Origin of the sequence: Methylobacter tundripaludum SV96 (genome assembly GCF_000190755.2) — a bacterium.
GTDB lineage: Bacteria > Pseudomonadota > Gammaproteobacteria > Methylococcales > Methylomonadaceae > Methylobacter_A > Methylobacter_A tundripaludum.
The window spans coordinates 2,034,683-2,054,523 of record NZ_JH109152.1 but is presented as its reverse complement, the minus strand read 5'-3'; the positions used below and the strand labels follow the sequence as shown (position 1 = coordinate 2,054,523).

Annotated in this window: 18 protein-coding genes; 11 read left to right on the top strand and 7 right to left on the bottom strand. The window is 49.2% G+C overall.

Annotation, left to right across the window (positions count from 1 at the left end):
- Nucleotides 1–138: 138 nt before the first annotated feature.
- Nucleotides 139–1,689 carry a nitric oxide reductase transcriptional regulator NorR gene (gene norR, locus METTU_RS09355; RefSeq protein ID WP_006891197.1) on the bottom strand — a complete coding sequence of 517 codons (1,551 nt, stop codon included), beginning with the start codon at nt 1,687–1,689 and terminating at the stop codon, nt 139–141.
- A gap of 201 nt (nt 1,690–1,890) precedes the next feature.
- Between norR and hcp the strand changes: the two genes are divergently transcribed.
- The 4 genes from hcp to METTU_RS09335 all read left to right on the top strand — a co-directional run bounded on the left by hcp (nt 1,891) and on the right by METTU_RS09335 (nt 8,044).
- Nucleotides 1,891–3,558: a hydroxylamine reductase gene (gene hcp, locus METTU_RS09350; protein WP_006891196.1), complete on the top strand. Its 1,668-nt coding sequence runs from the start codon at nt 1,891–1,893 to the stop codon at nt 3,556–3,558.
- A 66-nt stretch (nt 3,559–3,624) separates the two neighbouring features.
- Nucleotides 3,625–4,662: an aromatic/alkene monooxygenase hydroxylase FAD-binding subunit MmoC gene (gene mmoC / locus METTU_RS09345; protein ID WP_006891195.1), complete on the top strand. Its 1,038-nt coding sequence runs from the start codon at nt 3,625–3,627 to the stop codon at nt 4,660–4,662.
- A 219-nt stretch (nt 4,663–4,881) separates the two neighbouring features.
- The gene (locus METTU_RS09340) at nt 4,882–7,584 is read left to right on the top strand and encodes an EAL domain-containing protein (protein ID WP_006891193.1); all 2,703 of its coding nucleotides are present in this window, start codon (nt 4,882–4,884) and stop codon (nt 7,582–7,584) included.
- 22 nt (nt 7,585–7,606) lie between these two features.
- Nucleotides 7,607–8,044 carry a bacteriohemerythrin gene (locus METTU_RS09335; RefSeq protein WP_006891192.1) on the top strand — a complete coding sequence of 146 codons (438 nt, stop codon included), beginning with the start codon at nt 7,607–7,609 and terminating at the stop codon, nt 8,042–8,044.
- A 159-nt stretch (nt 8,045–8,203) separates the two neighbouring features.
- Here the strand turns inward: METTU_RS09335 and METTU_RS09330 are convergent, their stop codons facing one another.
- The 5 genes from METTU_RS09330 to METTU_RS09310 all read right to left on the bottom strand — a co-directional run bounded on the left by METTU_RS09330 (nt 8,204) and on the right by METTU_RS09310 (nt 11,042).
- Complete coding sequence (locus METTU_RS09330) at nt 8,204–8,590, bottom strand: hypothetical protein (protein WP_006891191.1); 387 nt, start codon at nt 8,588–8,590, stop codon at nt 8,204–8,206.
- Nucleotides 8,591–8,811: 221 nt separating this feature from the next.
- On the bottom strand, nt 8,812–9,207 hold the full coding sequence (locus METTU_RS09325; protein WP_006891187.1) for a hypothetical protein: 396 nt from the start codon (nt 9,205–9,207) through the stop codon (nt 8,812–8,814).
- 229 nt (nt 9,208–9,436) lie between these two features.
- Nucleotides 9,437–9,628: a CPXCG motif-containing cysteine-rich protein gene (locus tag METTU_RS09320; protein WP_006891185.1), complete on the bottom strand. Its 192-nt coding sequence runs from the start codon at nt 9,626–9,628 to the stop codon at nt 9,437–9,439.
- Entirely contained in the window at nt 9,628–10,461 is an 834-nt protein-coding gene (locus tag METTU_RS09315; protein WP_006891183.1) for an SDR family oxidoreductase, read from the bottom strand. The genes METTU_RS09320 and METTU_RS09315 overlap by 1 nt, the downstream gene beginning before the upstream one ends.
- An 8-nt stretch (nt 10,462–10,469) precedes the next feature.
- Nucleotides 10,470–11,042 carry a DUF4124 domain-containing protein gene (locus tag METTU_RS09310; protein WP_006891181.1) on the bottom strand — a complete coding sequence of 191 codons (573 nt, stop codon included), beginning with the start codon at nt 11,040–11,042 and terminating at the stop codon, nt 10,470–10,472.
- 451 nt (nt 11,043–11,493) lie between these two features.
- Here METTU_RS09310 and METTU_RS09305 point away from each other — a divergent pair, with 451 nt between their 5' ends.
- The 7 genes from METTU_RS09305 to METTU_RS09275 all read left to right on the top strand — a co-directional run bounded on the left by METTU_RS09305 (nt 11,494) and on the right by METTU_RS09275 (nt 19,331).
- Entirely contained in the window at nt 11,494–12,501 is a 1,008-nt protein-coding gene (locus tag METTU_RS09305) for an AAA family ATPase (RefSeq protein WP_254257848.1), read from the top strand.
- The gene (locus tag METTU_RS09300) at nt 12,501–13,409 is read left to right on the top strand and encodes a DUF58 domain-containing protein (RefSeq protein ID WP_006891178.1); all 909 of its coding nucleotides are present in this window, start codon (nt 12,501–12,503) and stop codon (nt 13,407–13,409) included. Before METTU_RS09305 ends, METTU_RS09300 begins: the two co-directional genes overlap by 1 nt.
- Nucleotides 13,410–13,880, top strand: coding sequence for a DUF4381 domain-containing protein (locus tag METTU_RS09295; RefSeq protein WP_006891177.1), 471 nt, complete (start codon nt 13,410–13,412; stop codon nt 13,878–13,880). It begins immediately after the preceding gene.
- Nucleotides 13,877–14,857, top strand: a complete 981-nt coding sequence (locus METTU_RS09290; protein WP_006891176.1) for a vWA domain-containing protein — start codon at nt 13,877–13,879, stop codon at nt 14,855–14,857. The genes METTU_RS09295 and METTU_RS09290 overlap by 4 nt, the downstream gene beginning before the upstream one ends.
- The gene (locus METTU_RS09285) at nt 14,854–16,656 is read left to right on the top strand and encodes a vWA domain-containing protein (protein WP_006891174.1); all 1,803 of its coding nucleotides are present in this window, start codon (nt 14,854–14,856) and stop codon (nt 16,654–16,656) included. Before METTU_RS09290 ends, METTU_RS09285 begins: the two co-directional genes overlap by 4 nt.
- A gap of 82 nt (nt 16,657–16,738) precedes the next feature.
- The gene (locus METTU_RS09280) at nt 16,739–17,626 is read left to right on the top strand and encodes a carbohydrate kinase family protein (RefSeq protein WP_006891173.1); all 888 of its coding nucleotides are present in this window, start codon (nt 16,739–16,741) and stop codon (nt 17,624–17,626) included.
- A 16-nt stretch (nt 17,627–17,642) separates the two neighbouring features.
- A complete protein-coding gene (locus METTU_RS09275) occupies nt 17,643–19,331 on the top strand; it encodes a BatD family protein (protein WP_006891172.1) in 1,689 nt (562 codons plus the stop codon).
- A gap of 20 nt (nt 19,332–19,351) precedes the next feature.
- On the opposite strand, the gene METTU_RS23165 is transcribed toward METTU_RS09275, so the two are convergent.
- Nucleotides 19,352–19,819 carry a hypothetical protein gene (locus tag METTU_RS23165; RefSeq protein ID WP_006891170.1) on the bottom strand — a complete coding sequence of 156 codons (468 nt, stop codon included), beginning with the start codon at nt 19,817–19,819 and terminating at the stop codon, nt 19,352–19,354.
- Nucleotides 19,820–19,841: the final 22 nt, after the last annotated feature.

Here is a 19,841-nt window from a genome sequence, read left to right as displayed (position 1 = left end):
ATCTGTTCAAGTTATTTAGTTTTCATTCCTAACACAATTTTTTCGTGTCTTTCGTGTCTTTCGTGGACATGTTTTTAGATTTTTGGTGGGATACTCTTTCTCGTAAATCACCTTAAGCCAATAAAGTAAAAATCATTTTCAGGTTTCAGCTTTAACCGCCAGCCGTTTCAGCAAACGATGAAAGTTCCCCCGATCCAGCCCAAGCACTCGCGCCGTCGCAGCCATATTGCCCTGTTGCGCCGCTAATTGTTGTTGGATGAGTTGGCGCTGAAACTCGTCAACCGTGTTTTTAAAGTCTATCGGCGCGGATAAAGCTGTCGATGAACCCGGTACGGCGTCGACATGCAGAGCATTCAAAGGCTTCGGCACTATATCCAGATAGGCCAGGGAAATGGTGATGAAATCCGCTTGGCGATTTTCCGGGGTCGCCGATTTTAACGCCGCCCGGCTGAGTAAATGCTCCAGCTCGCGGATGTTGCCCGGCCAGTGGTAATCCAACAGGGCTTTCCTGGCGTCCTGATCCAGGCGCAACTTTTTAACGCCCAAACGCTGCTGGTTTTTTTCCAGAAAAGCGCCCGCCAGCAATAAAACGTCTTTTCCCCGCTCGCGCAAGGCCGGAACGTGCATCGGATAAACGGCCAGACGATGGTAAAGATCCGGGCGGAACTGTCCCGCGGCGACTTCCTGTTGCAAATTGCGGTTGGTTGCGGCAATAACCCGGACATTCACTTTGATTTGCTTATCGCTGCCGACGCGCTGTATCTCGCCGTTTTGCAAGGTGCGCAATAATTTGGCCTGCATGGAAAGCGGCAGTTCGCCGATTTCATCCAGAAAAATCGTGCCGCCGTTGGCCAGTTCAAACTTGCCGGTCCGGTCGCTGATTGCACCGGAAAACGCGCCTTTGCTGTGGCCGAATAATTCGCTCTCGGCAATATTCTCAGGCAATGCAGCGCAATTGACGTAGACCATGACCTGATCGGCGCGAGTCGATTCCAGATGGATGCGCAGGGCCACCAGTTCTTTGCCTACCCCCGTTTCGCCCAAAATCAACACCGCCAGTTCCGACGGGGCGACGATGGAAATTTCATTGCGCAATTTCCGCATGCAGTCGCTGTCGCCGATCATGTCGTGGTCGGTATTTTCCTTGAATAAGGTTTGGGTCGCATAACGCACCCTCTGCTCCAAAGAGGCAATCAGTCCCGCAGCCTTGACCGTGGCGGCAGTCAGGCTGATAAAGGTGTTGAGTTGCATCGGGTCGATATTGTCGAAAGTACCGGGGGCCAGCGCATCCATTGTCAAAACGCCCCAGGGCTCGCCATCGATAAACAGCGTAACCCCCATGCAGTCATGCACCAGCAGTTGATCGGTATCTGTTTCAATCAACCCGTCGTAGGGATCGGGCAGGTCGGAATCGGCGGCAAAGCGCACAGATTGATCGGAGGCCAAAATCTGCGCCAGACGCGGATGCTCGCTGACCATAAAACGCCGTCCCAAGGTATCTTCCGATAAGCCGTTAACCGCCAGCGGTATCAAACAATGGTTTTCAAACCTGAGCAATGCCGCCGCATCGCAAGGAAAAATCCGGCACAAATGCGCCAACAACCGTTGGTAGCGTTGTTCTGCCGACATGCGCGCGGACAGGTCGGCAACAATGGAAATTAACGAGGCGGAAAATGAGTTTGTCGTCATAGTGATAACGTTGATGTCAATTAAACAACTTTAAACTGATGTTAATTATACAACGATACTTTGGCAACACCTGAAAACATAAGGTTTTTTGCTTGGCATGGTAAGTGCTCTTACCTATGTATTGGAAAAATTCCAATCAACCTGAAAAAACGGTGACTGTTCATAGTCATTAACCCGATTCAATCTTGAGGAGAGTACCTGATGTTTTGTTACCAATGCGAACAAACCGACCGCTCCAATGCCGACAGCGGTTGCGCTACTGCCAAAGGCATGTGCGGCAAAGACGCCACGACTTCCGATTTGCAGGACTTGCTGATTCACGGCGTCAAGGGCATTGCCCAGTACGCCAAACGCGCTCGCGCCCTGAATGCCCCGGATAATGCAGCCGGCGAGTTCATGCTGTACGCGATGTTCACTACCTTGACCAACGTGAACTTCAACGCCACCCGCTTTGTTACCCTGATACAGGAAGCCGCCCAGGTACGGGATCGAGTCAAGGCGAGCTACATCACTGCGGCGCTTACATCAGGCCTTACGCCTGAACAACTCACCGGTCCAGCTGCCTGGCAGCCCGCTGCCGACATGGACGGAATGCTCAAACAGGCCGCCGATGTGGGCATCAATGCCGGACTCGACCAAGTCGGCGCGGACATTATCGGCCTGCGTTCGTTGGTGCTTTACGGCCTCAAAGGCGTTTGCGCCTATGCTCATCACGCCTACGTGTTGGGTGGGGAAAGCGATACTGTTTACGCCGGAATCGAAGATGCGCTGGATTTTCTAAGCAACGATCCCACCGATGCCGAAGCGTTGCTGAATCAGTCTATGGCGTTGGGTACTTTAAACCTTGAGGTGATGGCGTTATTGGATGAGGCCAACACCGGCACTTTCGGTGCGCAACAGCCGACTCAAGTGCGTATCACGCCGATCAAAGGCAAGGCCATTCTGGTCTCCGGCCACGATCTGGGCGATCTGGCCGCTTTGCTGGAGCAAACCAAGGATACGGGCATCAACATTTACACGCACGGCGAGATGCTGCCCGCCCACGCTTACCCGAAACTCAAGGCTTATCCGCATCTGGTCGGCAATTACGGCGGCGCATGGCAGGATCAACAAAAAGAGTTTGCCGCGTTTCCGGGTGCCATTTTGATGACCTCCAACTGCATCATCGAACCGCAAGCCCAATATCGTCAGCGCATTTTTACCGCAGGCCCGGTAGGCTGGCCCGGTGTGCGCCATATCAGCGACAAGAATTTTGCGCCGCTAATCCAGGCGGCCAGTGCATTGCCCGGTTTCAAAGAGGATGTCAGCGAAAAAGTCGTCACCGTCGGTTTCGGCCGCGATGCGGTGTTGGGTGTGGCCGACAAAGTGATCGACGCGGTCAAGTCCGGCGCTATCAAGCATTTCTTCCTGGTCGGCGGCTGCGACGGCGCTGCACCCGGTCGCAATTACTACACCGAGTTCGCCGAACAAGCTCCGCAGGACACCGTGGTCATGACGCTGGGCTGCGCCAAATACCGTTTTAACCAGCATGATTTCGGCGACATCGGCGGTATTCCGCGCCTGCTGGATTTAGGCCAATGCAATGACAGCTACTCGGCGATTAAAATTGCCACCGCGCTGGCGGGGGCTTTCGAATGCGGCGTCAACGAGCTGCCCTTGTCCCTGGTCGTATCATGGTTTGAGCAAAAAGCCGCTGCCGTATTGCTGACCTTGCTGGCGCTGGGCATCCGCAACATTCGCCTCGGCCCCACCCTGCCCGCCTTCCTGACGCCAAATTTGGTACAGGTTCTGGTCGATAAATACGGGCTGTTGCCGATTACCACCGCGCAGGCTGACATCGAAGCATCGCTGACGCGCAAAGCGGCTTAATCCTCTCTTGTTGCCGGAAACGTAAGTTTTTCCGGCAACATTTTTTATCTGGAGTCCAACCGAAATATGAACACTCACGCTATTGAACTGACTACCCGCGACGGGGAACAGCTCCGTTTCGAATGCGCCACAGACCAAAATCTGCTGGAAGCGGCCGCCGATGCGCATATCGTATTGCCCGCCCAGTGCGGACAGGGCAGTTGCGGCACTTGTTATGCCGATGTCACCCACGGCGACTTTACCTTGGGCAAACACAACCCCGCCGCGCTACCCGTAGACGATGAAGCAAAGGGCGGCACCCTGCTTTGTTGCACCTTTCCTCAAAGCGATTTGCGCATTTCCCTGCCCTTTGATCACGACCGTATCCTGATCGGTGAAATCAAGGTAAGGAATGCCGAAATCACCGCCGTCGATTCCGTCGGCGAAAATACCCTGCGTTTGGAACTACGCTTGGCGCCGGATGAAGACGACGGCAGCGTGGCCGAATTCGAGCCCGGCCAATTCATGGAACTGGAAGTGCCGGGACAAGACATCAAGCGCGCCTATTCGCTTGCCAATACCGGCAACTGGGAAGGTCGGCTGGAGTTTTTGATCCGTCTGCAACCCGGCGGACTTTTTTCCACCTGGTTACGGGAACAGGCGGCCGTCGGACAAACGTTGATCGTTCACGGCCCCAAAGGCGCGTTCGGCTTGCATGAAAGCGGCCTGAGACCGCGCTGGTTTGTAGCCGGCGGCACCGGTCTGGCACCCATGATGTCCATGTTAAGACGCATGGCCGAGTTTCAGGAACCGCATCCGGCGCGGCTCTATTTCGGCGCAAATCGGGCCGAAGATTTGTTTTGCCAGACCGAGTTGGAAGCGTTGCAAGCGGAACTGCCCCAGCTTCAGGTAATTTACTGCGTCTGGAAACCGGAAGATAACTGGCTGGGTTTTAGCGGTACGCCGGTGGATGCCCTGGCTCAAGACCTGGCCGGTGCAGTTGTGTTGCCCGACATCTACCTGTGCGGACCGCCCGCCCTGATCGACGCTGCCGAAGCGGCCGCGCGAGCCAAAGGCGTGCCGGATCAACAGGTGCTGAGCGAAAGATTCTTGCCTACGGTGTGACCGATAACCGTGATCCATCTTTAAACGGGGGTATCTATACAACGATAATAAAAATCACTTTTTAAACCGGCAAGGAAACGCCGTTAGACAAATTGAAATGTTATTGCTATGCTGATAGGGCATCAGTAAATGATTACACGCAATTTGGCTGTCAAGAGGAAGTAATGAGCCGGTTTTTCCACTCCCAAAAAAATTTACTCGTGATGAGTGAGAGCTGGCGTGATTTCAATTAAAGACTCTCAGTCAGTCAATCGTCTGCTCTTGGCATTGGCCGGTGCCATTTTTGTCGGCGAGACGCTGGTTATGTTGTTTATCGACATGTTGCCGCCGCTTTCGCGTTGGCACACCGCGCTGCTTGATGCCGTTTGGCTTTTGATGCTGCTCTTTCCGGCTATCTATTTTCTGGTATTTCGCCCGCTTAAGACTCAATTAATTCAGCAGGAACAAGCGGAAATAACGCGGCAAGAAGCGGTGGATCGACTCCAAAAAATTGCCAGTCAAGCGCCTGGAATTGTTTTTCAATTCCAACTGCGTCTCGACGGCAGTTGTTGCGTGCCTTACGCCAATGAAGGCCTATTCAAGATTTATCGGGTTAGTCCGGAGGATGTTCGTGAAGATGCGTCCTATGTATTTACTGTGGTACATCCCGATGATTTAGAAAATCATCGAGCCTCCATTCAAACCTCTGCACAAGACTTAACGCCTTGGATCCAGGAATATCGGTTGAAGTTCGGCGAAGAACCGGAATGTTGGTTACTCGGTAATGCGCTACCGCAACGACTGGCTGACGGCTCAACGCTCTGGCACGGTTTTATCACCGACATCACCGAGCGCAAACAGGTGGAAACCGAGCTTCAGATCGCCGCCACCGCTTTCGAGTCCCAGGAAGGCATGGTCATCACCGATATCAACAATGTCATTATCAAGGTTAATCAGGCCTTTATCAGGCTCACCGGTTATTCAAGCGAGGAGTTGCTTAATCGAAGGATGAACATATTAAAATCCGGGCGGCATGATGCGAAATTTTATGCCGCGATGTGGGACAGCATTACTCATACGGGGACATGGCAGGGCGAAATCTGGAATCAACTCAAAAATGCTGAGGTGCTTCCTACCTTTGTCACTATCACGGCAGTGAAAAACAATGAGGGCGAGGTTATCAATTATGTCGCTACTTATACCGATATTACCGAGCGCAAGGTTATAGAAGAAAAAATCAATAATCTGGCTTTCTACGACTCGCTTACCCAATTACCCAATCGGGTTTTATTGGCTGACCGCATGCACCAGACTTTGGCTCGCTGTCGTCGTAACCAGGAAATTGCCGCTGTTTGTATGCTTGACCTGGATGGCTTCAAACAAGTTAACGATACGCTAGGACATGCAGCAGGCGACCGGTTGCTACGGGATGTGGCCCAGCGTTTAAAAGAATGTATACGGCAAGAAGACACCGCCGCCCGCTTCGGGGGCGATGAGTTTGCCCTGCTCCTCGGCGGCTTCGCAACGGTCAGTGAATGCGAACAGACCCTGGCACGCATCGTGGCCGCCATAGCGGCGCCGTACCAAATCTTCGGACAGGTTGCGCATATTTCAGCGAGCATCGGCGTTACCCTGTTTCCCGAAGACAGTAGCGACCCGGATTTACTATTACGCCATGCCGATCAGGTCATGTATGAGGTCAAACAAGCCGGCAAAAATGGCTATAAACTGTTTAACTCCGTACACGAAGTGCGTAATCAGACGACTCAGGACTTTCTCAAGAAAATCGACGAAGCATTGGCTAAAGGGCAGTTCGAACTTTATTATCAACCCAAGGTTGATTGCCATTTGGGCAAGGTGGTGGGTGTTGAGGCCTCGGTATGCTGGAATCATCCTGTTCTTGGTATCTTAGCGCCGTCCGAATTCATCCCGGTGATCGAGCACGACGACCTGATTATCGCCTTGGGCGAATGGACAATACAAAGCGCCTTGCTGCAATTGAATGAATGGCGTGAGACGGGGTTTAACCTTCATATCAGCGTCAATATCTCCGCCTGTCAATTGCACAGTCAGGAGTTTTTACGGCGTTTGCAAGAATTGCTTGTCGGATATGACGCTGAACTCATTCAGCGATTGGAATTAGAAATTGTTGAAACGGCCGCATTAAAGGATGTGATTGCCGGAGGGGATGCCATTCGCAGATGCCGTGCCATGGGCGTCCGCGTTACGCTGGATGACTTTGGCACCGGGTTTTCATCGCTGGTGCAATCGCTGGTACGCTTGAATCATCTTGCCGTCGATGCCTTGAAAGTCGACTTGAGTTTTGTTTCCGACATGCTAACAGACCCGGAAGACCGGGCACTTGTTGAGGGCGTGGTCGGTTTGGCTGCATCCTCCCGGCTTCAAGTGATTGCTAAAGGTGTGAAGTACGTCGATCAGATAGTCATGCTGATGGAACTGGGATGCGATGTTATGCAGGGTTCCGGACTCGCCAGTCCGATGTCGGCAAAACGAATGCGCACATGGCTGGCAGTGTTTACGCCGGATCCATTGTGGGGTTTACCTGCCTCTGATTTAACTTCGCGGGATTATTTCGAGTTGCTGCTAACGGAAGCCAATCACCGCAGCTGGACTAATCGGGTTATCGCTAATCTTGAGGACCCGTGCGACGACACGACTCCGGAATCGCTGCTGGATCACCAGCAATGTCGTTTTGGCCAGTGGTATTCTGAGGAAGACGCCAGCCATTTTCGCAATATAAGCGAGTTTGATGCACTTGATGCCGTGCATCAAAATATCCATCAGATTAGCGCGCATCTGTGCGAGCATCGTCAGGCCGGTATGGACGTTGAGGCCGATGCAGACAAAGTTCAATTGCTGGCCGAGCAGCATAATATGACCAGTCTGGTACACCATTTTCTGGCTGATGAGTTACTCAAATAGCAAACCTATAAGGAAAGCAGGAGTGAGCGATTACGATCTTATCGTATGGCATGACAAGCTGGTCACCGGAATTGGTAAAATCGACGAACAACATCAAATTCTCGTCAACCTTCTTAATGAAGCCAATATCAAGCTGACCCCTAATAATAACGCCAAATTCCTGGAAGAAATTACCCGTAATTTGCTCAGCTACGCACTGTACCACTTTGAAACGGAAGAGGGATTGATGCAGAAATACGACTACATTGAGGATAGTGATGCCCACATCCGACAGCACCGCAGTTTCTCAGCCAAGGTAGTCGCCGTGCGCAATGATATTAAAACTGGAATTCCGATTTCGCGTGAAGATTTGCTGTCCTTCCTCAACAGCTGGCTAATCAATCATATCCTGAACACCGACAAGCAATTTGCGGCTTTCCTGTTGGCATCGGAGAAATACCGTTCTGACAATCAAGTCTAATAACGGGATGAATGTTGGGATTTTAAATAACGGAGTTACCGCTTTGACTTCCGACATAGCTATACAATTGTGCTATTCGGTTTTTTAGACGGGTAAAGCGGAAAGGGTCTTACACCATACCAGGAAACCGGACGGCATCCTGATATGGTTAGGCGGAGATTAGATTAAGCTTTTCAACGCTTCAAACTTTTTGGATGCATCTTTTAATGCTTCTTCGGCTTCTTTTGCCTTGCCTTCTTGAGCAAGTTTTCTGGCTGATTTCAGAACGTTATTGGCTTTTGAGCGAGCTATATCAACTTTATCATTAGCGTTGATTTCTTTACTTGCATCCGATGCATCTTTAATCAGATCGGCAAGTGCATCGCCTTGTGTACCGCTAGCCGTAGCATCAAGCGCTACTTTAATTTTTCCTACTACCATATCAATTGCATCAGCAGGAGCATATGTGACTCTGCCTTTATCCGTTTCAGCCAATACTGAAGTCGAAACAGCGCCCATAGAAGCTGCAATTAATAAAGAAAGTAAGATTTTTTTTAAAATTTTCATATTGCAATCGACCTCAAGTCATTGTTATTTTTTAATTAAATTGGCTGTGTAACTATTAATGATAATAGCCCTACACCGGGGAAGATTTTAACACAGTTCGAAACTTCTCAACCAGCTGTGGAGCAGTGAAAAGAGTGATTTTAGCGAGTTTTATTTTTGAATTTAAAAATCAGATTCAATCGCGGCGCTAAAATGATTGAATCTGACTTAACAGCAGTTTGTTATTTATGTGCTGCGTCGTAAGTTGTTTTCATTTCTTTGAATTGAGCTAAAGAAGCTTTTAATGTTTCTTCTGCTGATTTCACATCACCGCTTTCAAAAGCTTCACGAGCCACTCTCAATTTATCATTGGCTCTTTGACGAAGACGTTCAGTCAGTTCATAACGAAACTCTTTTTGTAATTGACGAGCTTCAGCAATGGCGGTTACCGTGTCTTCTTTGCTGCCGTTTTTTTCGATTAAGCTGATCGCTTCTTCGATTTTAGCAATCGTACCTTCAGCCGCTTCTCTAACTATGGCATTAGGATCTTTCTTTTCAGCAGCAAAAGCAGTTGATGAAATTGCAGCCACAGACATTGCCATAGCAAGAGAAATTACGATTTTTTTAAGTGTTTTCATTGATTATATAAACCTATATTGTTGATATTTTGTGTCAGCATAACGATTAAAATGAGAATTTAAGCAAAAAAGCAAGAATTCAACATAATGAAAGGCTGATGCCGATAAGCATTCTAGCATAGAAAAAATTAATAACCCTTTTTTTAAAATAACAAACCCTTTATAAATAAAGGGTTATAAGGTCTTCTAAAAGCGTCATTTTTGTCGCTTAAATCCAATGAGTGCGGAATTATTCATCATCCCTTTTGACGTCAATAACCATTTCTCCCGCATGATCTTCAGACAGGACAAATAAAATCGGGGCGCAGCAAACCGAACAGTCTTCGTAATATTGCTGAGGCCCGGAACTGGTGTCTACCAATACATCCAGGGATTCTCCGCAATAGGGGCAAACGATAATAATTTCATCGAGATCGTGCATTATTGAACCTTTCTGAGTAAAGCGTCCAACCAGGACATGGGCAGAATGCGTTTAAGAACGGCAAACAAATAGGTCGGAAAAGTGACGTAATAACGTATTTTAGGTTGCCGGGCTTCCAGCGCGTGAATAACTTTTTCGGTAACGGCTTCAGTAGAGAGCGTAAACGCGGCTGCCGCGCCTTCTTTTTGCAAGCGCGCTTCCATGATTTGATAGGTTTCTTTATGGTAGCTATGCGTCGGATCTATATTCTTCTTGTATAGGGCAAAAGCATTTTTTCTAAAGTTGCTCAGGATCGGCCCTGGTTCAATCAACGAAACATGAATATTAGTGCTGTGAAGCTCAAGGCGTAAGGTATCTGCCAAAGCCTCCAGCGCAAACTTGCTGGCATTATAAGCCCCCCGATAAGTCATGGCGACGAGTCCCAATATTGAACTGTTATAGATAATCCGGCCATGCCCCTGTTTGCGCATCAAGGGTATGATCAGGTTGGTCAGTTCATGGGTGCCGAACAGATTGGTTTCAAACTGAAACCTGAGTACATCGCGGGATAAATCCTCAACGGCGCCCGGTTGACCGAAGGCGCCATTGTTAAACAGCGCATCGATTTTTCCGTCGGTTAATTTAATCGCCGAATCGACCGCTTGTTGAATGCTGCTGCTGTCGGCTAAATCCAGTTGGATTGCGGTAAAACCTTCCTGTTGCAACCGGAGCACATCGTCCGGTTTTCTTGCCGTAGCAATAACGAAATGCCCGCGTTTTTTTAATTCAACGGCTGTAGTGTAGCCAATGCCGGTAGAGCAACCTGTAATTAATATTGTTTTTGATGAATTCATTTAGGCAATTACTTGGCTAATTCCTGCTCGGTAAAATAAAAACTTTTCCCGCTACTGCAACTGACTGAAAAGACCAACGCCGGCTTGGTGCTTTTACCATGTAATTCCGATGCTTCAACGCGAGTACATTGACCTGAAGCCAATGCTTTTTCTGCGGCTTGTCTTCTTAGACGTTCAATGTCGGGAAGTCTGGTTTGGTACTCTTTGACTAAGTCCGGCAACTGATCAAGCACATAAGGCGGGATAGAAAATGCTGAAAACCTCTCGGGATTATTTTTAATAAGAAACTGGTTTTTTGCGCTTTCACTCGTCGCATCTTGTTTTAACTGCGCCTGTTTTTTCAGTTTCTGCTCCTTCTCAAGATTTTCATCCTGTTCCTTTTTTGCCAAATCCTGTTTTTGTTTTTCTTCGTCCAGTTCGGCAGAGCTGCCTGTTTTAACATTAATTTGCACTGTTTTATGTTGCGGGTCGCAAGGCTTTGATTGGTAATCCGTCTTGCCGCTAATGTCCGTGCATTTATAAATGCCTGCAAAAGTACAGGTGGAAAAAAGGCTTCCTAAAATAAGCAGTGTAATTCTCATTTTTTTCCTCAGTTGCTCTATCGCAAACATAAACAGATCGAAAGAGTATAGGTGATTAGGGCTATCGGGCAGATTTTTTGTTCGGAATAATAGTAATAAATTGAAAATATTAAAAACCTATTATTACTATTACGTAAGCGAAAATCTGTTGATAAGTCATTTTTTATATATAAAATCAGTTATTTGAATCGCATGCTAAAATGCAGTTAAGCTTATCCGGATCTTGTGTACAGGATGTGGATAACTCAAGTGCCAATGTTATCCACATCTTCATCCACAACTTATTCAGAATTATTTAACAGTTTTACTCTATGTTGCCTTGAGCCATAACTGTATAAAATAGGCAAACTTCCGTTGAAAAGATGATTTGCGGACAATATTTTGAGCTAAAAAACCTGCCTGACGCTTAATGTGTAAGGCTTTCTTACTGTGTTTAAGATTAAACATCATCATGTCAGAACAACTAATGTTAGAAAAAAACGGCACTAAAAACACCGCCCAACCGGCATTAATGCGGTTGAAAAACTATATTAATCAGGAGATTATCGGACAGGATGTGCTGGTTGAACGGATGCTGATCGGCTTGTTGGCTGACGGCCATATCCTGGTTGAAGGGGCTCCCGGTCTTGCCAAGACTCGGGCGATCAACGTATTAAGCAAAGGCATACAAGGCGATTTTCACCGGGTGCAGTTTACCCCCGATTTATTGCCTGCCGATTTGACCGGCACTGAAATTTACCGTCCCCAGCAAGGTACGTTTGAATTCCAGAAAGGACCGTTGTTTCATAACCTGATCCTGGCCGATGAAATTAACCGGTCACCGGCGAAAGTTCAGGCGGCGTTACTGGAAGCGATGGCCGAGCGGCAAATAACCGTAGGCCAAGCGACTTACCCATTGCCAAAATTATTCATGGTTATGGCAACGCAAAACCCTATCGAGCAGGAAGGCACTTATCCGCTCCCGGAAGCGCAGCTGGATCGATTTTTACTGCATGTAAAAATCGATTATCCGAAAGCGGAACATGAAAAAAGCATTTTGCATTTGGCCAGAACCGAAGCGCGTTCCGGAGCAGTAAAAAACGGCGACCAGTTCCAGCCGCTTGAGCAAAAGACCTTGTTTGCCGCGCGCAATGAAGTGTTGGATTTGCACATGGCGGAAAGTCTTGAAAACTATTTGCTGCAAATAGTGCTGGCGACCCGTAACCCAGCAGTCTACGGAGAGGATTTGGCCACTTGGCTGCAATACGGCGCAAGCCCCAGAGCCAGCATAGCGCTGGATCGCTGTTCGCGAGCCAAAGCCTGGCTGGCACAACGCGACTTTGTCAGTCCGGAAGACATTCAGGATATGGCTTTCGACGTGTTGCGGCATCGTTTGATATTGTCTTACGAAGCCGAGGCGGAAGGCATCACGACCGATCATTTTATTAAAGAACTTATTTCCAGAGTTGCCGTACCTTGATGATTTTTGGGAAACAAGCGTCAACCACCAGTGAATTGGTTTCGGTGTCGTTAAAGACGCTGCTCGATTTGGCGAGACCGGCCGCCGGTTTAGACCTGAAACATTCAACCATACGTGCCGGGCAAAGCGGCGGTTATGTGTCTCGCTTTAAAGGCCGCGGCATGGAGTTTGAAGAAGCCAGAGGTTATCAACCGGGCGATGACATACGCAGCATCGATTGGCGGGTTACGGCGCGCACCGGCGAAACCCATACCAAGGTATTTCGCGAGGAACGTGAGCGGCCGGTGTTTATTTCTGTGGATAACCGCCCTGCCATGCATTTTGCTACGCGGGGTGTGTTTAAATCGGTACTCGCCGCCAAACTGGCCGGATTGTTGGCGTGGGCCGCCCAACATCATGGCGACAGAATTGGCGGACAGATATTTACGGGGAGCGTATGCCGTGAATTGAAACCGCAAAACGGCAAACATGCCGTACTGCGGTTTTTAAACGCAATCAGCAATCAAGATGACGATAATCTCTTAGAGCAAGCGACGATTACGCTGGAACATGTGTTGGCGAGGCTTATGCACCACGCCCGCCCCGGCAGTCTGGTTTATATTATCAGCGATTTTCGCGGCATTAACGATCAGGTTGAAGCGTATCTGGCAAAGCTGTCGCGACATTGCGAAGTGGTGCTGATTTTTGTGTATGACCCGCTGGAAAGCCATTTGCCGGAAAAAGGCCGCTACCGATTTACCGACGATAAACGGGATGTGGTTATCGATACCGGCGACCGGCAGCGGCTATTAAAATATCAACAACACTTTACCCGGCGGCTGAATCAGGCGGAGCAGATAGCCAAAAAAATGGGCCTAGCGTTTATTCAGTGCAGCACTATAGACGATCCGATACAACGTTTAAGATAAATGAATCCAACTCTCCTTGATTTAAAAGACATCCACGAACCCGAAGCCATAGGCTGGTGGCCCCCGGCTATCGGCTGGTGGGTGCTGGCGGTATCAATCCCGTTGCTGATTATTTTGCTGGTCTGGTTTTATAAAAGGCTGACTCGCAAGACTGCGCTTAAAACCGCCAAAAAAATGCTGGCCCAAATCAAACAGGGTGCAGCGAGGGATAACCTGCAGAAATTAGGTGAGTTATCGGTGCTGGTCAGGCGTGTAGCGATCAGCGTGTCGCCACGGACAAAGGCAGCCGGTTTAACGGGACGGCAATGGCTGGAATTTCTCGACACTTCGGTAAAAGGTACGCCGTTCAGTGAGGGCATTGGGCAACTTTTAGCTGACGCACCCTATCGAAAAACGCCGCCCACAGAACTGGAAATTTCCCAATTAATCGACCTATGCGAAGACTGGCTTAAATCCCAGACAAAATCATGATTCACTTTGAATGGCCCTGGCTGCTGGCCGCGTTACCTTTACCCTTGTTAATCCGCTGGCTGGTTCCGGCCAAGATGCCTGTGGAACAGGCGGCATTAAAAGTCCCGTTTTTGGACGATTTTTCCGATATTGAAACCCGAGCGGTCTCCAAAACCCAACAATGGCCGTTACTGTTGGCGGCGATTGCATGGCTGTTTCTGGTCATCGCCTGTACTAGGCCGCAATGGCTGGGCGAGCCGATTGAGCAGGCGGTCAGCGGCCGGGACTTAATGCTGGCGGTGGATTTGTCAGGCAGTATGGAAGAGCAGGATTTTGTGATCAACAAGCGGTCTGTAGACAGGCTGACCGCAGCCAAGATGGTTGCGGCCGATTTTATTAACCGGCGTGTCGGCGACAGGGTGGGTTTGATCCTGTTCGGAACCCAGGCCTATTTACAAACGCCGTTAACCTTCGACCGAAAAACGGTAATGACCTTATTGAATGAGGCGGTCATCGGTCTTGCCGGCGACAATACCGCGATAGGCGATGCCATAGGCTTGGCGGTCAAGCGTCTTAAAAGCGAGCAGGTCAACAGCCGGGTTTTGGTGTTGATGACCGACGGCGCCAATACCGCCGGTGAAGTTTCACCGTTAAAGGCCGCCGAATTGGCCGCAGCCAATCATTTGAAAATTTACACGATCGGCATAGGCGCGGATGAAATGATCGTGCGCAGTTTTTTCGGCAACCGCAAGATTAACCCGTCCGTCGACCTGGATGAAAAAACCTTGATCAAGATTGCCGAAAGCACCGGAGGTCAATACTACCGTGCCAGAAACACCGATGAGCTGAACAATATTTATATGAGGCTGGATGAGCTGGAACCGGTCGAAAAAGACAAACAATATTTCAGGCCCCGTAGTGAACTGTATTACTGGCCGTTGTCGCTGGCATTGGCTCTGGCTGCAGTCATTGCTTTGTCTAAAGTGAGGTTGTCATGAATCTGGCCGAATTCCATTTTATCAGGCCGTACTGGCTGCTGGCGGTTTTACCGTATCTGCCGATACTGGTGTTAATGCTAAGGAACAAGCTGAGTCAGGGCAACTGGTCTGCCGTATGCGATGCCGCATTATTGCCGTATCTGTTGCAGGAAAAGGCGGTCAACCAAAGCCGTTGGCCGATAACGGCCGGAGCCATCGCCGCGCTGCTGGCGATTATCGCGCTGGCCGGGCCAACCTGGGAACGGTTACCCTCGCCGGTATTCAGGAATGACTCGGCCCTGGTGATTGCGCTGGATTTGTCCCGGTCGATGGACGCCGCCGATATTAAGCCCAGCCGTTTGATTATGGCGCGCTACAAAATCGCCGACATACTCAAACAGCGCAAAGACGGCCAGACCGCATTGTTGGTTTATGCCGGCGACGCCTTTACCGTAACGCCGTTGACCGACGATACCGAGACCATAGACAGTCAGTTATCGGCATTGAATACCGACATTATGCCCAGCCAGGGCAGCAATACCGCGTCGGCATTGGAAAAAGCCGTGGAGTTGCTCAAGCAGGCAGGCCTGCAAAAAGGCCGGATCTTGTTGGTCACCGATGGCGTTGATATGGATAAAACCTTAGCCGCAGTCAAAACACTGGATAAGTATCAGCTATCCATATTGGGTGTCGGAACCGATGACGGCGCACCGATCGCGCTGCCGGAGGGCGGATTTCTTAAAGATGAGCGAGGCAATATCGTAGTGCCCAAATTAAATTCCAGCGATCTGGAAAAACTGGCGCAGGCTGGGAATGGCGTTTATCAAACCATAACGGCCAATGATGCGGATATTCAAACTGTGCTGGCCAGCATGGATAGATCGGCCCGGCAGCAGGGCAAGCAAAACGACAACCTGTTATTGGACCAGTGGGCGGACAAAGGTCCCTGGTTATTATTACTGGCCTTGCCTCTGGCCGCACTGACGTTCAGGAAAGGCCTGTTATGTTTTGCCTTATTGCTGATCTTGCCGCTGCCTAAAAATAGTTATGCGTTGGGCTGGCAGGACTTATGGCAGACCAAGGACCAGCAAGCGCAACAGGCTTATAAAAAACAGGATTATGCCAAGGCGGCTGAGCAATTTGGAAATCCGGATTGGAAAGCGGCGGCGCAGTACAAGGCGGGCGAGTATGACAAGGCGCTGGAAAGCCTGAAAAGCAGCAAGTCCGCCAGCGGCGCGTACAATCAGGGTAATGCGCTGGCGAAAGCCGGTCAGTTGGAAGAAGCTATAAAAGCCTATGAAAAGGCCCTGGCAATTAATCCCAACGATGCCGATGCCAAACACAACAAGGAGGTCGTAGAAAAGGAACTGGAAAAGCAAAAACAAGAGCAAAAGAAACAGGATCAGCAAAAAAAGGACGATAAACAACAATCCAAGGGCGATTCCGAGAAAAACAAGGAGGGTGAACAATCGGAAAAATCTGACGAACAAAAACAATCTGAGCAAAAGCCCGAGCAAAAACCGGAGCAGAAGCAATCGGACCAACAGCAGTCTGAAGAAAAGCAGCAGCAAGATAAAGCCGAGGAAAAGAAGCCGGAAGCCGAAAAACCCCAGCAAGCCGAGCAGGGCAAAGACGACGCGAAGAAACAAGACAAACAGCAAGCGCCAGGCAAGGCCGAGCCAACGGATGAACAACAGCAAGCCAACGAGCAATGGCTCAAAAGAATTCCCGACGATCCGGCCGGGTTGTTAAAACGTAAATTTAAATATCAATACGGGCAGCGTGGCCGTCAGGAAAGTGGTGATACCGGTGGTTGGTAGGCCAAATCGGCATGTGGGCGCGAATGAATTCGCGCCCACAATAGGAGCTTAAGTCGGTAAACATGTCACAAGATAAACAAACATGATCAATAATCAAATCGCCGTTTTCGGTGAAGCGCTGTTCGATCAATTCCCGGACGGCCAGCAAATATTAGGTGGCGCGCCTTTTAATGTGGCTTGGCATCTTCAGGCTTTTAATCAACACCCGTGTTTTATCAGCCGGGTAGGCAATGATGCCTTAAGCGATAAAATCAGGCAGGCCATGCTGGATTGGGGCATGGCTGTTGAAAACCTGCAAACCGATCCCGATTATCCTACCGGAACGGTGCAGGTCACTATCAACAACGGCGAGCCCGGCTATGATATTTTAGCCGATCAGGCTTACGATTTTATTGCCGCGCAGCAGCGGGATGTCGACCGGCGGTATAGCGTTATTTATCACGGCACTTTGGCCTTGCGTAACCGTACATCGGAACAGGCATTGCGGAATTTAACCGCGCGTCACCAAGGCAAGGTTTTTATCGATGTCAATTTGAGAGCGCCTTGGTGGCATAAAGAGACGGTCTATCAATGGCTCGATAAGGCACAATGGGTCAAGCTGAATGATGATGAGTTAATGCATCTATCGCCATTACAAAACACGCGGCGAGATACAATGCGTTTATTTCTGGCGCAACATGGGTTGGAGGTTCTGGTGGTCACTTGCGGCAGTCGAGGTGCAATGGCAATCAATCACGCCGGGGAATTTATTGAAGTTGTGCCGGTGGATGATTTAGCGATAGCCGATACCGTGGGTGCCGGTGATGCGTTTGCGGCGGTTCTGCTGCTGGGCATGCAGCATGGCTGGCCACTGCAACTGACTATGGAGCGAGCGCAGTCGTTCGCGTCCGCTTTAGTAACTAAAAGAGGCGCAACAGTTCAGGATTTGTGTTTTTACCGGCCGTTTATAGACGCCTGGAATCTTGATTAATCTAAATGATGAAGCTATGAATATTATAAAAAAGTTATTTTTTCTTCTGTTGCTGTTGAATTTGGTGCCCGGCAATGTATTCGCCGCACAAATCGGCGTGTCGTTCGACCGCAACCCGGTCAGCCTGGATGAATCTTTCCAGATCATTTTTACCGCCAACGACACGCCGGATAACGACCCGGATTTTGGCCCGCTGGAACAGGATTTCGAGATACTCGGCCAAAGCCAGAGCAGCAATTCGTCCTGGATTAACGGACAGTCCAGCAAGACCATACAGTGGACGGTTAACGTCATGGCCAAGCATCCCGGCAGCCTGGTTGTTCCTGCGGTGAAGTTTGGCGATGATGTCAGTCAGCCGGCGAGCATTCTGGTTACGCAGGCGACGGCCAATAAAGCCGTGGATACCGATGATGATTTGTTTCTGGAGGTTGAGGCGACGCCGCAGAGCCCTTATGTGCAATCCCAGGTTCTCTATACCGTGCGCTTATATAGAAGAGTCGAGATCGCCCAGGCCAGCTTGAATGAACCGGAACTGAGTGATGCAGTGATTGAAAAACTGGGCGATGACAGTAATTATAATACCCAGATCAACGGCGTGAATTATCTGGTTACCGAGCGTAAATATTCAATTTTTCCGCAAAAAAGCGGTTCTTTAACCATCAAACCCCTGATGTTAACGGCAGAGATCGTGGCTAATACGCGTCCGAATTTTAATGGCTTTTTTAATTCGCAGATGACCAAAACCAAAAAGATTTCATCCAAATCGGTGACGCTGGATGTAAAACCGGCTCCGGCAACGTTTACCGGGAAGCACTGGCTTTCTGCGGAACAACTGGTTTTAAAGGAAGAATGGTCGGGCGATAACCAGCAAATGAAAGTCGGCGAGCCTTTGACCCGGACCTTGACGCTGCTGGCAAAAGGCACAACAGTCGGCCAGTTGCCCGAGATAAATATCGGCAAAATTGATGATCGGTTGAAAACCTACCCTGATCAGCCGGTGTTGCAGGAACAGAAAAAACCGGAAGGCTTGATTGCTTTCAGGGAAGAAAAAATAGCCATCATTCCCTCAAAAGCGGGCTTCTATAAACTGCCGGCGATAGAAATTCCCTGGTTTAACAGCCAAAGCCAAAAAATGGAAATCGCCAAAATTCCGGAAACCGCCATCACGGCGCTCGATGCGGCGGGAACCCAACAAGCTCCTGTTACACCGGTGGCTCCGGCGGAGGTGCAACAACCGCAAAAATCTGAACAATCGACGCCGATTAGCATCCCGCCGCAACAACAAAATATCTGGTTGTGGGTTTCGGTGTTTCTGGCCTCAGGTTGGTTGGCGACACTGGCCTATTTCCTGATTAAGCGTTCGGCTAAAAGACCGGTTGCGGAAAAAAGTGAGCGGGAAATACGCTTGGAAGACAGCGTAAAAAGCCTGAAAAAAGCCTGCGCCGATAATAATGCCGTGGCCGCCAAAGATGCCTTGCTGGCATGGGGGCGGCAAAAGTATGGTGCGGCGAGTCTGGGCGCTATCGCCGAGCTAAGCGACGCAAGGTTAAGGGATGAAGTTCTGTATTTGAACCGGATTTTGTATAGTAGGGAACCCGATCAGTGGCAGGGCAAAAAGCTGTTCCAGGCGTTTGTGGAAAATAAAGCCAGGGAGAAAATAGCGGTTACGGACGATGATAAATTGGAACCGCTTTATCGATTGTAATGAGATTGCTAGCCCTTTCTTCATAGGTGTCTATAGAATTCTAATTCAAGTTCTTTGTCTTTTTCAGAATACCAATTGTTATAACGATATAAAGATACGCCTTCCTCTCTAGCGCATTTTTTGCACATTTTTTTGAAATTAGGAATTGTTCTAACCTCTTCAATATTTTGACGCGGAATCGTAACAGAACCAGAGAACACTCCACATCTAGAAGAAAAGTGATCACCATCTGATACCAAGCATAGATGAATAGTGTCCAAATGCTTATATTTTGCGAACCCTAAGCTGTACCTTGGATGTGAATGACCACAGTTAAGGCAAATGATCTTTAAATCACCCCATTTTTTTTGATGATTCGATGTTTGGACATCAAATCTACTCCATTCCCAGCATGTTCCAACTTTTTTTGGGCTTTCTCTTTCAAAACAATTGAAGCATTCTATAAAGGGAGTTCCATCTGCTTTTCGCTCAGTAATTTTAATCGTCATTTTCTATAAAACTCTTAAACTC

Excerpts from the sequence above, each read along its gene's own strand:
- METTU_RS23165 (WP_006891170.1), bottom strand. The coding sequence starts at position 19,819 with ATGACGATTAAAATTACTGAGCGAAAAGCAGATGGAACTCCCTTTATA.
- METTU_RS09305 (WP_254257848.1), top strand. The coding sequence starts at position 11,494 with ATGTCAGAACAACTAATGTTAGAAAAAAACGGCACTAAAAACACCGCC.
- mmoC (WP_006891195.1), top strand. The coding sequence starts at position 3,625 with ATGAACACTCACGCTATTGAACTGACTACCCGCGACGGGGAACAGCTC.
- METTU_RS09300 (WP_006891178.1), top strand. The coding sequence starts at position 12,501 with ATGATTTTTGGGAAACAAGCGTCAACCACCAGTGAATTGGTTTCGGTG.
- norR (WP_006891197.1), bottom strand. The coding sequence starts at position 1,689 with ATGACGACAAACTCATTTTCCGCCTCGTTAATTTCCATTGTTGCCGAC.
- METTU_RS09315 (WP_006891183.1), bottom strand. The coding sequence starts at position 10,461 with ATGAATTCATCAAAAACAATATTAATTACAGGTTGCTCTACCGGCATT.
- METTU_RS09310 (WP_006891181.1), bottom strand. The coding sequence starts at position 11,042 with ATGAGAATTACACTGCTTATTTTAGGAAGCCTTTTTTCCACCTGTACT.
- METTU_RS09280 (WP_006891173.1), top strand. The coding sequence starts at position 16,739 with ATGATCAATAATCAAATCGCCGTTTTCGGTGAAGCGCTGTTCGATCAA.
- METTU_RS09285 (WP_006891174.1), top strand. The coding sequence starts at position 14,854 with ATGAATCTGGCCGAATTCCATTTTATCAGGCCGTACTGGCTGCTGGCG.
- METTU_RS09325 (WP_006891187.1), bottom strand. The coding sequence starts at position 9,207 with ATGAAAACACTTAAAAAAATCGTAATTTCTCTTGCTATGGCAATGTCT.
- METTU_RS09275 (WP_006891172.1), top strand. The coding sequence starts at position 17,643 with ATGAATATTATAAAAAAGTTATTTTTTCTTCTGTTGCTGTTGAATTTG.
- METTU_RS09295 (WP_006891177.1), top strand. The coding sequence starts at position 13,410 with ATGAATCCAACTCTCCTTGATTTAAAAGACATCCACGAACCCGAAGCC.
- METTU_RS09320 (WP_006891185.1), bottom strand. The coding sequence starts at position 9,628 with ATGCACGATCTCGATGAAATTATTATCGTTTGCCCCTATTGCGGAGAA.
- hcp (WP_006891196.1), top strand. The coding sequence starts at position 1,891 with ATGTTTTGTTACCAATGCGAACAAACCGACCGCTCCAATGCCGACAGC.
- METTU_RS09330 (WP_006891191.1), bottom strand. The coding sequence starts at position 8,590 with ATGAAAATTTTAAAAAAAATCTTACTTTCTTTATTAATTGCAGCTTCT.
- METTU_RS09290 (WP_006891176.1), top strand. The coding sequence starts at position 13,877 with ATGATTCACTTTGAATGGCCCTGGCTGCTGGCCGCGTTACCTTTACCC.